General features: G+C 44.6%; 13 protein-coding genes. All 13 read left to right on the top strand.

Annotated elements, in window-relative coordinates; translation table 11 throughout:
* The first annotated feature begins 152 nt into the window (after nt 1-152).
* The 13 genes from pfkA to polA all read left to right on the top strand — a co-directional run bounded on the left by pfkA (nt 153) and on the right by polA (nt 16,032).
* Complete coding sequence (gene pfkA / locus BN1080_RS10470) at nt 153-1,112, top strand: 6-phosphofructokinase (protein WP_052652009.1); 960 nt, start codon at nt 153-155, stop codon at nt 1,110-1,112.
* Nucleotides 1,113-1,134: 22 nt separating this feature from the next.
* Entirely contained in the window at nt 1,135-2,895 is a 1,761-nt protein-coding gene (gene pyk, locus BN1080_RS10465; RefSeq protein WP_052652008.1) for a pyruvate kinase, read from the top strand.
* A gap of 145 nt (nt 2,896-3,040) precedes the next feature.
* The gene (locus BN1080_RS10460) at nt 3,041-3,424 is read left to right on the top strand and encodes an FxsA family protein (protein WP_052652007.1); all 384 of its coding nucleotides are present in this window, start codon (nt 3,041-3,043) and stop codon (nt 3,422-3,424) included.
* A gap of 186 nt (nt 3,425-3,610) precedes the next feature.
* Complete coding sequence (citZ, locus tag BN1080_RS10455) at nt 3,611-4,726, top strand: citrate synthase (protein ID WP_052652006.1); 1,116 nt, start codon at nt 3,611-3,613, stop codon at nt 4,724-4,726.
* Nucleotides 4,727-4,807: 81 nt separating this feature from the next.
* Entirely contained in the window at nt 4,808-6,076 is a 1,269-nt protein-coding gene (gene icd, locus BN1080_RS10450; RefSeq protein ID WP_052652005.1) for an NADP-dependent isocitrate dehydrogenase, read from the top strand.
* A 63-nt stretch (nt 6,077-6,139) separates the two neighbouring features.
* Nucleotides 6,140-7,078, top strand: coding sequence for a malate dehydrogenase (gene mdh / locus BN1080_RS10445; RefSeq protein ID WP_052652004.1), 939 nt, complete (start codon nt 6,140-6,142; stop codon nt 7,076-7,078).
* A 166-nt stretch (nt 7,079-7,244) separates the two neighbouring features.
* Nucleotides 7,245-7,703 (top strand): MaoC family dehydratase, encoded by a 459-nt coding sequence (locus tag BN1080_RS10440; protein ID WP_052652003.1) that lies wholly within the window; start codon nt 7,245-7,247, stop codon nt 7,701-7,703.
* 59 nt (nt 7,704-7,762) lie between these two features.
* Nucleotides 7,763-8,470 carry a response regulator transcription factor gene (locus tag BN1080_RS10435; protein WP_052652002.1) on the top strand — a complete coding sequence of 236 codons (708 nt, stop codon included), beginning with the start codon at nt 7,763-7,765 and terminating at the stop codon, nt 8,468-8,470.
* Entirely contained in the window at nt 8,467-9,864 is a 1,398-nt protein-coding gene (gene pnpS / locus BN1080_RS10430; RefSeq protein ID WP_052652001.1) for a two-component system histidine kinase PnpS, read from the top strand. The genes BN1080_RS10435 and pnpS overlap by 4 nt, the downstream gene beginning before the upstream one ends.
* Before the next feature lie 14 nt (nt 9,865-9,878).
* Nucleotides 9,879-11,093, top strand: coding sequence for a carboxylate--amine ligase (locus BN1080_RS10425; RefSeq protein ID WP_052652000.1), 1,215 nt, complete (start codon nt 9,879-9,881; stop codon nt 11,091-11,093).
* Between the two features lie 217 nt (nt 11,094-11,310).
* A complete protein-coding gene (gene hflK, locus BN1080_RS10420; RefSeq protein ID WP_052651999.1) occupies nt 11,311-12,276 on the top strand; it encodes an FtsH protease activity modulator HflK in 966 nt (321 codons plus the stop codon).
* Nucleotides 12,276-13,256 carry a protease modulator HflC gene (gene hflC / locus BN1080_RS10415; RefSeq protein WP_052651998.1) on the top strand — a complete coding sequence of 327 codons (981 nt, stop codon included), beginning with the start codon at nt 12,276-12,278 and terminating at the stop codon, nt 13,254-13,256. Before hflK ends, hflC begins: the two co-directional genes overlap by 1 nt.
* Before the next feature lie 154 nt (nt 13,257-13,410).
* Nucleotides 13,411-16,032: a DNA polymerase I gene (gene polA / locus BN1080_RS10410; protein WP_052654550.1), complete on the top strand. Its 2,622-nt coding sequence runs from the start codon at nt 13,411-13,413 to the stop codon at nt 16,030-16,032.
* Nucleotide 16,033: the final 1 nt, after the last annotated feature.

Here is a 16,033-nt window from a genome sequence, read left to right as displayed (position 1 = left end):
AATTTACTACGAATAAAAAATATAAGCGCTTACAGTTTTTGAAAGATAAAAAAAACCAGCTCTTAATGGAAGTATTATGGTTTGGAGACTGACAGTAAAGGGTTTGCATGGTAAGGTGAAAAGAGTACAAGGATTAGTGGGAGGCGAAACAAATGAAGCGAATTGGTGTATTAACAAGCGGAGGCGATTCCCCGGGAATGAATGCTGCAATACGGGCAGTTGTTCGGAAAGGAATTTTCCACGGCTTAGAAGTCGCTGGCATCTATCAAGGATACCAAGGGTTAATTGAAGGGAAAATTGAGACCTTGGAAGCCAGGGATGTTGGGGACATTATCCAACGGGGCGGAACAAAATTGTATTCCGCACGATGCGAAGCTTTCAAAACGGAAGAAGGCCAATTAAAAGCGATTGAACAAATGAAAAAGCATGGTTTGGAAGGGCTTGTTGTCATAGGCGGCGATGGCTCTTATCAAGGTGCGATGGCTTTGACAAAACACGGATTCCCGTGCGTCGGAGTTCCGGGCACAATTGATAATGACATTCCAGGCACTGATTACACAATCGGTTTTGATACGGCTTTAAATACAGTAATCGAAGCGATTGATAAAATCCGGGATACTGCAACTAGCCATGAACGGACATTCATTATAGAAGTAATGGGCCGGGATGCAGGAGATTTGGCTCTATGGGCAGGTCTGTCCGGCGGAGCGGAAACGATTTTAATCCCCGAAGATGATTTTGACCTGGATGAAATCATTGATCGGTTGGAAAAAGGGAGAAAACGCGGCAAACGCCATAGCATCATCATCGTGGCTGAAGGCGTTATGAACGGCAATGCCTTGGCTGATTTGATTACCTCTAAAGCGGATATTGAAACACGCGTTTCAGTTCTTGGCCATGTTCAGCGAGGCGGTTCACCGACTGCGAGAGACCGGGTGCTCGGCAGTTTGTTCGGAGCTCACGCAGTGGAAGTTCTCCTTCAAAACATTGGAGGCCGGGCAGTTGGCATGAAAAATCACCAAGTGGTAGACTATGATATGACTAAGGCATTTACGACGAAGCATGAAACAGATATGAGTTTGTACACCTTATCCAAAGAACTATCAATTTAATAAGGCAAATGGAGTGAGTATATTGAGAAAAACAAAAATCGTATGTACGATCGGACCAGCAAGTGAATCACCGGAATTGCTCGAATCGCTGATCGAGGCAGGCATGAACGTAGCCCGTTTAAACTTTTCGCACGGAAGCCACGAAGAACATGCAACTCGCATTCAGCGCATCCGTGATGCAGCAGCGAAAACAGGCAAAATTGTAGGGATCCTACTAGACACGAAAGGCCCAGAAATCCGTACCCATAAAATGGAAAATGATTCCATTGAATTGGTGACGGGCCAGGACATCGCGATTTCCATGACAGAAGTGGTTGGGACGAGCGAGATGTTCTCGATCACTTATGAACAGCTGATTGAAGATGTGCAGGAAGGATCGGTTATCCTGCTAGATGACGGGTTGATTGAGCTTCGTGTGAAGAGCCTCGACAAAGCGAATGGCTTGATCCACACGTACGTGGAAAATGCAGGAACGCTCAAAACAAAAAAAGGCGTAAACGTTCCAGGTGTATCCGTGCAATTGCCGGGGATCACTGAAAAAGATGCGCAGGATATTCTTTTCGGAATCGAGCAAGGCGTCGATTTCGTCGCTGCATCATTTGTGAGACGAGCTTCTGATGTAATGGAAATCCGCAGCTTGCTTGAAAAAAATGGCGGATCTCATATCCAGATCATCCCGAAAATCGAGAACCAGGAAGGCGTCGACAATATTGACGAAATCATTATGGTTTCTGATGGCTTGATGGTTGCCCGTGGAGATCTTGGTGTAGAAATTCCAGCGGAAGAAGTGCCGCTAGTCCAGAAATCATTGATCGAAAAATGCAACAGCGCCGGCAAACCGGTCATTACAGCGACACAGATGCTTGATTCTATGCAGCGCAACCCGCGTCCGACACGAGCAGAAGCAAGTGATGTGGCCAATGCGATTTTTGATGGGACGGATGCCATCATGTTGTCAGGTGAAACGGCAGCCGGCATTTATCCGGTAGAATCCGTTGAAACGATGCACCGCATTGCAATGACAACGGAAGATGCATTGAACTACAAGCAAATCGTCTCGAACAGAAGAAAAGAAAAAGAATCGAATATGACAGAAGCTATCGGCCAAGCTGTTGCTTATACAGCTTTAAACTTAAAAGTTAAGGCGATTATCGCTCCAACAGAAAGCGGCCATACAGCGAAGATGATTTCGAAATACCGCCCAGGCGCACCGATCATCGCTGTGACGTCTTCTGATATTCCTTCTAGAAAATTGACGCTCGTATGGGGAGTTCAACCGATTGTTGGATCCAAAGTTCATTCAACGGATGAATTGCTGGAAAACGCAGTAGATGAAAGCTTGAAGCACCATTATGTGAAGCACGGAGATTTAGTCGTGATCACTGCGGGCGTACCGGTAGGACAAGCGGGTACAACAAACTTGATGAAAGTGCATTTGATCGGCGACAGCATTGCACAAGGGCAGGGCATCGGCAAATCCGTTGCTTTCGGCAACACGCTCGTTGTGAAAAATTCACAGGAAGCATTGGGTCAAGATACGACCGGGAAAATCATCGTAACGATCGGAACAGACCGTGAAATGATGCCGGCTATCGAAAAGTGTGCCGGAATCATAACGGAAGAAGGCGGATTGACAAGCCACGCAGCAGTTGTCGGCTTAAGCCTTGGAATTCCGGTTATCGTTGGCGTTGAAAACGCAACGTCGTTGATCAAAAACAATTACGATATTACAATTGACGCCGCTTCAGGCATCATTTATGATGGCCACGCCAGCGTCCTATAAGCTAGCATTGACATCAGCCACTCCGTTCACCAGCTTTTTTTGCTGAAGGGCAACCTGGATTTTCGGTTTAGGAAGCCGGCAAGGATCCGATCGATTCTTGCTGGCTGCTAATCGAAATCGATGCAGAGAGGGGACTAAGCAAACGATGAAATGGATTTTTTTAGCGCTGCTCCTTGTACCGACACTGGAATTGGCCATTTTAATTTGGGCTGGAGGAGCCATTGGATTTTTCCCGACGCTATTGATTATTGTAGGAACAGGTTTGCTGGGAGCTTTTCTAGCGAAGAAGCAAGGGCTAAAAGCGATACGGGATATTCAAGAGAGCTTTAATCGATTTGAACCGCCGGGCGACCATTTGCTGAAAGCGGCATTTGTCCTGGTTGGCGGTGTTATGTTATTGACTCCCGGCTTTATTTCGGATGTCATCGGCTTAACTTTATTGTTTGGGCCTACCCAGAAAATCTATAAACCTTTAATCATGAAACTGTTGAACAATAAGATGAAGAACGCTCGGGTTATCGTACGATAATTCCGAGTGAATTCATCGTTTTAAAGGAATTTCTAATAAAAACAAGCGTTTTCATTCACAAATTCTTCAACATTGATTATAATGGGTTAGTAAGGCATTCAGCGGAAGTCTACAAAAGACAGATAACCCATCATTTCGGGCTTTTTTTTTGGAGTGATGAAATATACTGGAGAAGGAGCGAATTATATGACATCGGCAAAAGGTTTAGAAGGTGTAGTAGCTACACAATCTGCCATCAGTTCTATTATTGATGACACGCTTACATACGTTGGCTACGATATCGATGATTTAGCAGTCAACGCGAGTTTTGAAGAAGTGATTTATTTGCTTTGGCATCAACGCTTGCCAAAAGCTGATGAATTGGCAGAGCTTAAGCAGCAACTAGCAGATAACATGGCAGTGCCGCAAGCAGTTCTGGATCATTTCAAAACATACGATATTAAAAAAGTACATCCAATGGCTGCTCTTCGTACAGCCGTTTCCATGCTCGGCTTATTCGATGAAGAAGCGGAAGTTATGGAAACTGAAGCAAACTACCGTAAAGCGATCAAAATCCAGGCGAAGATTTCTACGCTTGTAACAGCTTTCGGCCGCATCCGCAATGGCCAAGAGCCAGTAGCTCCTAAAACGGATCTAAGCTTTGCAGCTAACTTCCTTTATATGTTGTCTGGTTCTATGCCAGAAGACATCGAAGTCGAAGCTTTCAACAAAGCGCTTGTTCTTCATGCAGACCACGAACTGAATGCATCGACTTTCACAGCACGCGTTGCGGTGGCGACTTTGTCTGATATCTATTCAGGCATCACAGCTGCAATTGGAGCTTTAAAAGGTCCATTGCACGGTGGAGCGAACGAACAAGTTATGAAAATGTTGACAGAAATCGGTTCTGTAGAGAACGTAGAATCTGTCATTACTGAGAAACTTGCCAACAAAGAAAAAATCATGGGCTTCGGACACCGCGTATACCGCAAAGGTGACCCTCGTGCCAAACACTTGCGTGAAATGTCACAGAAATTGACAAAAATCCGCGGTGAAGAAAAATGGTACGATATGTCTGTCAAAATTGATGAAATCGTAACGGGACAGAAAAACCTTCCACCAAACGTGGATTTCTATTCTGCATCTGTTTACCATTCATTAAATATTGAACATGATCTATTTACACCAATTTTTGCTGTTTCACGTACTTCAGGATGGTTGGCTCATATTCTTGAGCAGTATTCAAACAACCGCTTGATCCGTCCACGCGCAGAATACATCGGACCTGGCATGCAGAAATACATCCCAGTGGAAGAACGATAGGATTTAGCATAAAAGTATCATAAACAATAGGGCTTGCACTTTGTGCAGCCCTATCAATTTGAACTCAGGAGGCAATTACACATGACAAACGGCGAAAAAATTACAGTTGAAAACGGCGTATTGAACGTTCCTAACCAAGCAGTTATCCCATTCATTATCGGTGACGGTACTGGCCCGGATATCTGGAATGCAGCTTCACGTGTATTGGAAGAAGCAGTAAACAAAGCTTATAACGGCGAAAAAGCAATCGTATGGAAAGAGGTTCTTGCTGGCCAAAAAGCATTCGACGAAACAGGCGAATGGCTTCCACAAGAAACGCTTGACGTTATCCGCGAGTACTTGATCGCAATCAAAGGACCTCTTACAACGCCAATCGGCGGCGGTATCCGTTCATTGAACGTGGCACTTCGCCAAGAATTGGATCTTTACACTTGCTTGCGTCCAGTCCGCTATTTTGAAGGCGTACCTTCACCGGTTAAACGTCCTGAAGATACAGACATGGTCATCTTCCGTGAAAACACTGAAGATATCTATGCAGGTATCGAATACGCGAAAGGCACTGAAGAAGTTGAGAAAGTGATTTCTTTCCTTAAAGACCAAATGGGCGTTAACAAAATTCGCTTCCCTGAAACTTCAGGAATCGGCATCAAGCCAATTTCAGAAGAAGGAACAAAACGCTTAGTACGTGCTGCAATCAACTATGCAATCACTGAAGGCCGCGAATCATTGACTTTGGTCCACAAAGGGAACATCATGAAGTTCACTGAAGGAGCTTTCAAAAACTGGGGCTATGAAGTGGCTGAGCAAGAATTCGGCGACAAAGTATTCACTTGGAACCAATACGATGCGATTAAAGATGAGCAAGGAACAGATGCTGCAAACAAAGCACAGGAAGAAGCACTTGCTTCTGGAAAAATCCTTGTTAAAGATTCAATCGCTGATATCTTCTTGCAGCAGATTCTTACGCGTCCAAGCGAGTTCGACGTTGTTGCAACAATGAACTTGAACGGAGATTACATCTCTGACGCATTGGCTGCACAAGTTGGCGGAATTGGTATCGCACCTGGTGCGAACATCAACTACATTTCTGGACATGCAATTTTCGAAGCGACTCACGGTACAGCTCCGAAATATGCTGGACAAGATAAAGTAAACCCTTCATCTGTCATTTTGTCAGGCGTCTTGATGCTTGAACACTTAGGATGGAACGAAGCAGCGAAATTGATCACAAACTCAATGGAGAAAACAATCGCTTCTAAAGTTGTAACTTATGACTTTGCCCGCCTAATGGACGGCGCTACAGAAGTGAAATGCTCTGAGTTTGCTGACGAATTGATCAAAAACCTATAAGATAAAGAGAGGGAGGCCATCCCTCTCTTTTTTTATCCACTTTAACCATAAAGGAGAGTTTTTATGACATTGAAGCGTAAAAAGATTTCAGTTATCGGTTCAGGTTTTACAGGAGCGACCACGGCTTTTTTATTGGCCCAAAAAGAATTAGGCGACGTCGTCTTAGTGGATATTCCACAAATGGAGGACCCGGCTAAAGGAAAAGCGCTTGATATGGCCGAAGCCTCTCCTGTACAAGGTTTTGATGCACATGTGAGCGGAACGGCCAATTATGAAGATACGAAAGACTCGGATTTGGTGATCATTACGGCCGGCATCGCCCGTAAACCGGGAATGAGCCGCGACGATCTTGTCCAAACGAACCAGAAAGTCATGAAAGCTGTTACAGCGGATATCGTAAAATACTCACCCAATACAACCATTATCGTTTTGACCAACCCGGTTGATGCGATGACGTATACCGTTTTTAAAGAATCAGGATTTCCAAAGGAACGCGTGATTGGCCAATCCGGTGTATTGGATTCAGCACGCTTCCGAACCTTTGTGGCTGAAGAATTAAATGTTTCGGTCAAAGATGTTACTGGATTTGTTTTAGGTGGACACGGAGATGATATGGTGCCGCTTGTGCGCTACTCCTATGCTGGCGGGATTCCGCTGGAAACGTTGATACCGGAAGCAAGGCTTTCGGAAATTGTCGATCGTACCCGCAAAGGCGGCGCTGAAATTGTCAACTTGCTGGGCAACGGTTCCGCCTATTATGCTCCTGCTGCTTCCTTGGTTGAAATGGCCGAGGCCATCTTGAAAGACCAACGGCGTATTTTGCCTTCCATCGCTTATTTGGAAGGCGAGTATGGCATGGATGGCATCTATTTAGGGGTGCCGACCATTTTAGGTGCAGGGGGCATTGAAAAAATCCTTGAAATCGATTTAAATGAAGAAGAAAAAGCATTGCTAAAAAAATCGGCCGAATCCGTGAAAGCAGTCATGAAAGTTTTAGCTTAACGCTATATTGAACCGGGCAGGAGAACTCCGCGCCCGGTTTTCTAATGGCATAAATATTGTTGGGATAGGAGCAAAGGCCTGAGTCTGTATGATTGCCTGGACGCTTGCACAATTCAACATATAATTGATACTATAAGAGTATTAAGATTGGGGAGGGAACTTATTATTGCTTGGAAAAAAGCGTGAATTAGGCCGTAAAATAGAAGACCTGAAAATAGGGGAGAATCTGCAGTTGACAGAAACGGTTGAAGATAAAGATCTTCTTCTTTACCTCGGACTTACCAACGATGGAAACCCGCTATACATCCAGCATGATTTCGCTGCACAAACGGCTTTCGAAAAACCGGTCGTGCCAACCATCATGTTGACGGGGATTATCACTTCGGCCATTTCAAAATATTTACCAGGCCCTGGATCTTATATTAATGAACAGCAAATTAAATTTCACCGGCCTGTCTATCACTACTCAACTTTTCATTTCTCTTTGGAATTAGTGAAAATTGATGTAGAAGGAAACGAGGTCACGATAAAAGTCGAAGCATCTGATGAAAAAGGCAATTTATTGATTTCGGGAACAGTTCTCGTCAATCCGCCCAAGCTGGAGAGCCAGTTGGCCAGCCATTAAGATGATAGCCGTAATGCGGTTTGAAATGGGGGTTTCAAACTGAATGTGGAGGATGTAAAATGCTGAACAAAATATTGATCATTGAAGATGAGCATTCGATTGCAACATTATTGTCCTATAATCTGGTGCAGGCAGGCTACGAAACGATTGTTGCCTATGACGGAAAAGAAGGCTATGAAATGGCAATGAGCGAAAAACCTTCCCTCATTGTCCTGGATTTGATGCTGCCTTCTATGGATGGAGTCGAAGTGTGTAAATCGCTTCGCCAACAAAAAATCAATACGCCGATCATCATGCTGACAGCAAAAGGCGATGAATTCGATAAAGTATTGGGGCTGGAATTGGGTGCAGATGATTATATGACGAAGCCATTCAGCCCGCGTGAAGTCGTCGCACGCATCAAAGCGGTACTGCGGAGAGTCCAAGCTGCGCCAGCAGAAGCACAGGATTCATCTGCCCCGTTAATCATGGGGAATTTGGCTGTTTATCCAGAACGTTTTGAAGTGTTTTTGAATGAGGAACAAATTGAATTTACGCCAAAAGAGTTCGAGCTTCTCGTATATTTAATGGAAAACAAAAACCGGGTATTGACCAGAGACCAGTTATTAAGTGCCGTTTGGAAGTATGATTTTGCCGGAGATACACGGATAGTTGATGTACATATTAGCCATTTGCGGGAAAAAATAGAAGAAAATAGCCGAAAACCTCTTTTTATAAAAACGATTCGGGGGCTCGGATATAAATTTGAGGAGCCAAAAGCCGGATGAAGTCATTCAGACATCGGCTTCTGGTGACGATAATGGCATGGATCAGCTTGCTTTTAGCATGTATTCTTCTTATAGTCATCCAACTTTTCCCGATGTATGCAGAAGCGGAAGACAAAACGGAAGTATGGATTATCTTGGCACTGATTTTTATCGGTGCTTTGTTGTTTTCAGCACTTATCGGTCATCGGATCATTAAAGTCCAAGCTCTTCCGATTGAAAATGTTACTCAAACTGCACTGGAGCTCGTCAAAGGAAATTACCGTGCCCGGGCTTTTGAGTATGGCAACGTCGGTGCAGTTCAATTAAGTTCTACAATCAACATATTGGCACGAAATCTGCAGGAAATCACGGCTGTCCGTGAAATGGAGCAGGAGCGCCTAAAAACCTTGATTGAGAATATGGGCAGTGCCTTAATCATGATTGATCGGCAAGGCGGCGTTGCTTTAGTGAATCGATCATTTTTGGGAGAATTTCATTTGATTGAAGAACAAGTGCAGGAAAAGTTTTACAAAGAAGTGCCTCTGCCTGAGGTATTTGAACGATTCATCGAACAAGTTTTTATGACAGAGCAGGCGGCACGGGATCAATTGGAGTTTAAACAAGGCATCCATACGAAAAATATTGACGTATACGGAGCCCCTGTGCTTGGAGACCATGAACAATGGCTAGGAATCGTGATTGTTTCGCATGACATCACCGAGTTAAAACGGCTCGAACAAGTCCGAAAAGACTTTGTAGCGAATGTCTCGCATGAGCTGCGGACGCCAGTTACGTCGATCAAAGGCTTTTCCGAAACGCTGATTGATGGAGCCTATACGGACGAAGCAACCTTGCTGTCATTTCTGGAAATTATCCATACGGAAAGCAATCGGCTTGAAATGCTGATCAACGATTTACTGGATCTTTCCAAAGTGGAGCAAGCCGGTTTCCGAGTCAATGCGCTTCCGACTGATATGGAAAAAGTGATCAAACGGGCAGAAGAAATGGTCAGCAAAAGAATCGAAGAAAAGAAAATCAAACTGGATCTCCAGCTCGAACCGGTTATTCTTCAAGGCGATCCCGACCGTCTATTGCAGGTCATGATGAATTTGTTAGTGAATGCGATTACTTATTCATCGTCTGAGACCACCATCACGGTAAGATTATATACAAAAGGCAAATCCGCCTTAATTGAAGTGGAAGACCAAGGAATTGGGATTGAGGCTTCTGAAATTGGACGTTTGTTCGAACGTTTTTACCGAGTTGACCGGGCAAGAAGCCGGAACTCGGGCGGCACCGGATTAGGATTATCAATTGTAAAGCATTTAATCGAGGCGCATCACGGAAAAGTAGATGTGGAAAGCACAGTAGGAGTGGGGACTAAGTTTACTGTTCAATTGCCTTTAGGGAGTTAATTTAGGAGGAAAGCATGGATACATTACCTTTTTTGCCAATCATTGTAGGAACGGATATGAACGCCTACAATATGGCGATTTCATTTCACGAAGCTTATGGAATTAAGCCGATTTTAGTCGGAAAAGAACCTTTGTCATTCACAGCGATGAGCAATATCACGGAGACGATCGAATTGCGCTCCGGCTTGGCCGATTCTGCTCAATTTGCTTCAATCTTAACCGAGATTGCTGGGAAATACAGAACGCCGGGCAAGACGTTGTTGCTGATCGGCACAAACGATTTATATGTTCGGTTAATTATTGAGAATGCCTCTGTTTTAAAAGAGCATTTTGTTTTCAATTACATCAATGAAGATCTGATGAATCAGCTTCAAGTTAAGGCGAATTTCTATAAGCTTTGCAAAGAACATGGCATTGAAACACCAACGACGTTCTTTTACGATTGCCGCTCCGGCAAGCCGTTTGAAGAACAGATGATGTATCCTGTCATTATCAAGCCGAGCAACGGGATCAAATACAATCTCAATAAGTTTGCCGGACAGCAAAAAGTGTATAAAGTGGAAAATCCGCAAGAGCTGAAGCAAGTCATCGATACGATCATCGGAAGCGGCTATGATGATGAACTGATCATCCAGGATTTCATTCCCGGCGATGATACGTATATGTGGGATTCGGTGATTTATGCAAGTTCCAAGGGCAAAACGCAGCTTGTAACGTTTGCCCAAGTCGTACTGCAGGAACATACCGTGACCGCAATCGGGAACTATACTGCTTTAATTACCCGCTATGATAAAGAAATGATGGTGAAGCTCCAGAATTTCCTTGAAGCAGTGGGCTATACCGGATTTGCGAATTTCGATTTGAAATACGATGAACGCGATGGGAAATTCAAAGTCTTCGAAGTGAATATCCGCCAGGGGCGTTCGAGCTATTACGTTACGGCGCTCGGCCATAATATGGCTTCTTGTTTCGTCGACGACCTCATTTACCACGTTGAAAAACCGGTCACTTATCTAAATGAAGATTTCCTATTCACGGTCGTGCCGAAAATCGTCTTGAAAAAGTTCGTAGACAATAAAGCCGTTCAGCGTGATATTAAAGAATTATTGAAAAAAGGCAAATATGGAAATCCGTTATTCTATAAAAAGGATACGCATTTAAAGCGGAAGCTGTATTTGTTTGCGCGGCAAATCAATTATTATAAGAAATATAAAAATAATCAGTGGTAATATTTACAAAACATTCACACTGCCTTCACAATAGAGTGATATGGTGTTTAAGAACCCCCTTTAAACCGCATAAATGAAAAAGAGCCCTCTAACCCGGGGCTCTTTTTCGTGTTCTAATGAAAAAAGAAAGAGTTGTATGTAAGATTGTTTAATTTCATGAAACTATTTTAATATTGCTTCGTAGAATGAGTATACATAATAAAAAGGGGGTCATTTTATGACTACAAAAAAAATACTGAGCGTCATTGGCTTAGCCTTGTTGGGAATCGTCCTATTAATTGCTGTTTTTACTTCCTGGTATACCGTAGACGAATCCGAACAAGCCGTCATTATCACGTTCGGGGTAGCGAATGAAACCGTAACAGAATCGGGCTTGCACTTCAAATTGCCATGGCCGATCCAAAAAGCTGAAGTGCTTTCCAAAGAAACTTACAGCTTGCAATTCGGCTATAACCAGAATGATCAAGGAGAAATCACCTCTTACGACGCAGAAACCAAGATGATTACGGGAGATGAAAACATCGTCCTTGCGGATTTAATCGTCCAATGGAAAATCACAGATCCGAAAAAGTACTTGTTCAATTCAGAGTCGCCTCGGGAAATTCTCCATGATGCCACTTCTGCTTCCATCCGTTCCATCATCGGGAGCTCGCTGATCGACGATGCCCTTACTTCAGGGAAAGCGGAGATTGAATCGGAGACAAGAGATTTGCTGGCATCGCTTATCGACAAATACGATATCGGCATATCTATTTTGGCCGTCAAACTCCAAGACGTTGAGCTGCCGAATGAAGAAGTCCGTGCGGCCTTTACGAATGTAACGGATGCACGGGAAACGATGAATACAAAAATTAACGAAGCGAAAAAATACGAAAACCAGAAACGCAATGAAGCGCTTGGTGAAAAAGCAGCCATCAATTCGCGTGCTGAAGGGCAAAAAGTGGCGCGTGTTGAACAAGCACGCGGAGACGTCGCAGTATTTGATAAACTGTATGCCGAATATCGCACGAACCCTGAAGTCACACAGCAGCGCCTGATCATTGAAACATTGGAAACTGTTTTGCCGAACGCAAAACTTTATATCATGAATGACGAAGGCGGCACAATGAAATATTTGCCGCTGGAGAGCATGCAGTCTGTCGTGCCGCCGGCTGCTGAGACTGAAGAAGGAGGCGGAAACTAATGGAGCCAAACAAACCGATCCCTGAATCTCCGAAACCGAATCCATGGGGAAATTCAAAAAAACCGAAAAAGCAAAAAGAACCGAAAGAGCCGATCAATTTTAAGAAGCATTGGAAACTGATCATCGGTGCAGTTGTCCTTTTGGCTGTCTTCCTTATTCTTTTGACAAACGTCTATGTCGTTAAAGAAAACGAGTACCGGGTTGTCCGCCAATTCGGAGAAGTCGTTGACATTCACGACGATCCCGGCATTAAAATGAAAATCCCGTTTATCCAAAGTGTGACGTCGCTGCCGAACTACCAAATGACTTATGACGTTTCAGAAGCCGAAATCAATACAAAAGATAAGAAACGGATCATCATCGATAATTACGCAGTATGGGAAGTTGTAAACCCGATCGATCTAATCTCCAATGCCGGAACGATCATTAATGCAGAATCCCGTATGGAAGAATTTATCTATTCGGTTGTCCGGGCTGAACTTGGCCAATTGAATTATGAGGAAATCATCAACGATGAAAATTCTTCTCGCGGCAGCGTGAACGACAACGTCACAAAGAAAGTAAATGAGTTGTTAAAGACAGACAAATACGGCATTCAAGTGATTGATGTCCGCATCAAACGCACCGATTTGCCGGAAGAAAACGAACAATCGGTGTATACACGGATGATTTCTGAGCGCGATTCTACAGCCCAGGATTATTTGTCTCAAGGCGATGCAAAAAAACGGGAAATTGAAGCTCAAGCGGACCGGGAAGCGCAGGAATTGATCGCAACTGCCCGCAAAGAAGCCTCGTTGATTCAAGCGGAAGGCGAATCTGAAGCCGCTAAAATCTATAACCAATCGTTCTCAAAAGACCCGGATTTCTACCAGTTGTACCGGTCTTTGGATTCCTATACAAAGACCATTGGCGAGGATACAGTCATCATCCTGCCATCTGATTCCCCTTACGCCAATATCTTAACAGGGAATTTGGAATAAAAGGGAGCCGTCATTTCTATTCTTTTTGCCTGCATGGTAAAATGATAGGAATGATGGCTTATTTATTTTCATCGAAGACATAAAAGCCGCCAAAAATTTTGGCGAAGCAGATGAACGATTCTTTTTGAAGATCGTCAGTAGTGAGAGGGGTAATATTGTGGCGAAGAAAATTCTTTTATTGGACGGAAACAGTTTGGCTTACCGCGCATTTTTTGCGCTGCCTTTGCTTACGAACGAACACGGCATCCATACAAATGCAGTCTACGGGTTTACAATGATGCTTCAGAGAATCCTTGAAGAAGAGCAGCCGACGCACATGATCGTGGCATTCGATGCAGGAAAAACGACTTTCCGGCATGAAACGTTCAGTGAATACAAGGGAGGGCGCCAAAAAACGCCGCCTGAGTTATCTGAGCAATTCCCTTATTTGAGAAAACTGATCGATGCCTACCGCATCAAACGGTACGAATTGCCGAATTACGAGGCGGACGACATTATCGGCACATTGAGTTTAGAAGCTGAACGAGCCGGTGACGAAGTGATTGTCATTTCCGGCGATAAAGACTTGACGCAGCTCGCTTCTCCGTCGACGACGGTCTACATCACACGTAAAGGTATTACCGATATTGAGAAATACACGGTAGAACACATTAAAGAAAAGTACGGCTTGACGCCAGAGCAAATCATCGATATGAAAGGCCTGATGGGCGACGCTTCAGATAATATTCCCGGGGTGCCGGGAGTAGGCGAGAAAACCGCGCTTAAATTGCTTGCGGCCCATGGCACTGTGGAAGGTGTTTATGAAGCCATTGACCAGCAAAAAGGCAAGTTGAAGGAAAAGCTTGAAGCCAATAAAGACTTGGCATTGATCAGCAAAAAGCTGGCAACCATCGAGCGCCAAGCGCCGATTGAAATCGCGGTCGATGAACTTTCTTACGGCGGGCCGGACCAGGATGAACTGGTGAAGGTCTGGAATGAATTGGCGTTTAAATCGTTGCTGGAAAAGATGGAATACACCGCAGAAGAGACCGAAAAGGAAGAATTGACTTTTGAAGTGCTGAGCGAAATTGATGCATCGATTCTGGAAGATGAAATGGCTGTCCATTTGGAATTATACGATGAGCAGTACCATACGTGCGATTTGCTCGGCGTTTCGCTTGCCACAGCTGAAAAAACCTATGTGATTCCGATGGACGTCATCAAAGAATCGCAGGCGTTCAAAGATTGGTTTAAAGATGATACGAAGAAGAAATACATGTCGGATTCCAAAGCATCGACAGCAGCCTTTTTCCGCTGCGGCGTCGAAGTGGACGGCGTGGATTTCGATTTGATGCTCGGAGCCTACATTGTCAACCCTTCGCTGACTTATACCGACTTGGCGAATATCGTTCAAGAATACGGCTACAGCGAAGTTTCCCAAAACGAACAGATTTACGGAAAAGGCGCTAAAAAAGCCGTGCCGGCCGATGCGGTTCTGCATGAGCACATTGCAAGGAAAGCCCGTACGATCTGGGCTGTGCGGCCGCTCGTGTTGAATAAATTACAAGAAAATGAGCAATACGATCTGTACCGCAATTTGGAATTGCCGCTTGCCACGATACTAGGTGCCATGGAGTCGCTTGGCGTCACCGTGGATAAAGAGCAATTGCTGGCTATGGGAGAGGAATTATCCGGCAAACTGGTGAAAATCGAATCGGAGATCCACAGTTTGGCGGGTGAAGAATTCAACATCAATTCACCGAAGCAATTAGGTATGGTTCTTTTTGAAAAGCTGGGGCTGCCGGTTCTCAAGAAAACAAAAACCGGCTATTCGACAGCAGCGGATGTATTGGAAAAGCTAAACGGACAGCACGAAATCATTTCACACATCCTTCTATACCGCCAGCTTGGGAAAATCCTTTCTACGTATATCGAAGGGCTGTTGAAAGAAATCCATGAAGACGGCAAAGTTCATACGCGTTTCCAGCAAGCCTTGACGACGACAGGACGTTTGAGTTCCATCAACCCGAACCTCCAGAACATTCCTGTGCGGTTAGAAGAGGGACGGAAAATCCGAAAAGCCTTTATTCCGTCATTCCCGGGATGGGTAATGGTCGCTGCCGATTATTCGCAGATTGAATTGCGCGTCCTAGCAGAAATGTCGAAAGATGAGCGGCTGATCGAGGCGTTCAAAAACGACCGGGACATCCATACGACGACGGCCATGGATGTGTTCCATGTTCCGGCAGAGGAAGTGACCGGCGATATGCGCCGTGCGGCAAAAGCGGTCAACTTCGGGATCGTCTACGGAATCAGCGATTATGGCCTTTCCCAGAATTTGAATATTACCCGAAAAGAAGCGCAAGCTTTTATTGACCGGTATTTTGCGAGCTTCCCGGGAGTGAAAGGGTATATGAATGATGTTGTGGCAGGTGCGAAGAAGAACGGTTTTGTGACGACGCTTATGAACCGCCGACGCTATTTGCCGGATATTACAAGTTCGAACTTCAATTTGCGCAGCTTTGCAGAACGGACCGCGATGAATACGCCGATTCAGGGAAGTGCTGCTGATATCATCAAGAAAGCGATGATTGACATGGCCGATGCTCTGGAGCGCGAAGGGCTAAAAACGCGTATGCTTCTGCAAGTGCACGATGAATTGATTTTCGAAGCGCCGCCGGAAGAATTGGAGAAGTTGAAGGAATTGGTTCCGCAAGTAATGGAGCATGCCGTTGAGTTGAATGTTCCGCTGAAAGTGGACTTTGCCTTTGGCGATACGTGGTACGATACAAAATAAC

The sequence above is a fragment of the Planococcus massiliensis genome (genome assembly GCF_000821325.1).
GTDB lineage: Bacteria > Bacillota > Bacilli > Bacillales_A > Planococcaceae > Planococcus > Planococcus ruber.
Note: the sequence above shows the minus strand (reverse complement) of the source record. Positions and strands in the feature narration are given on the sequence as shown.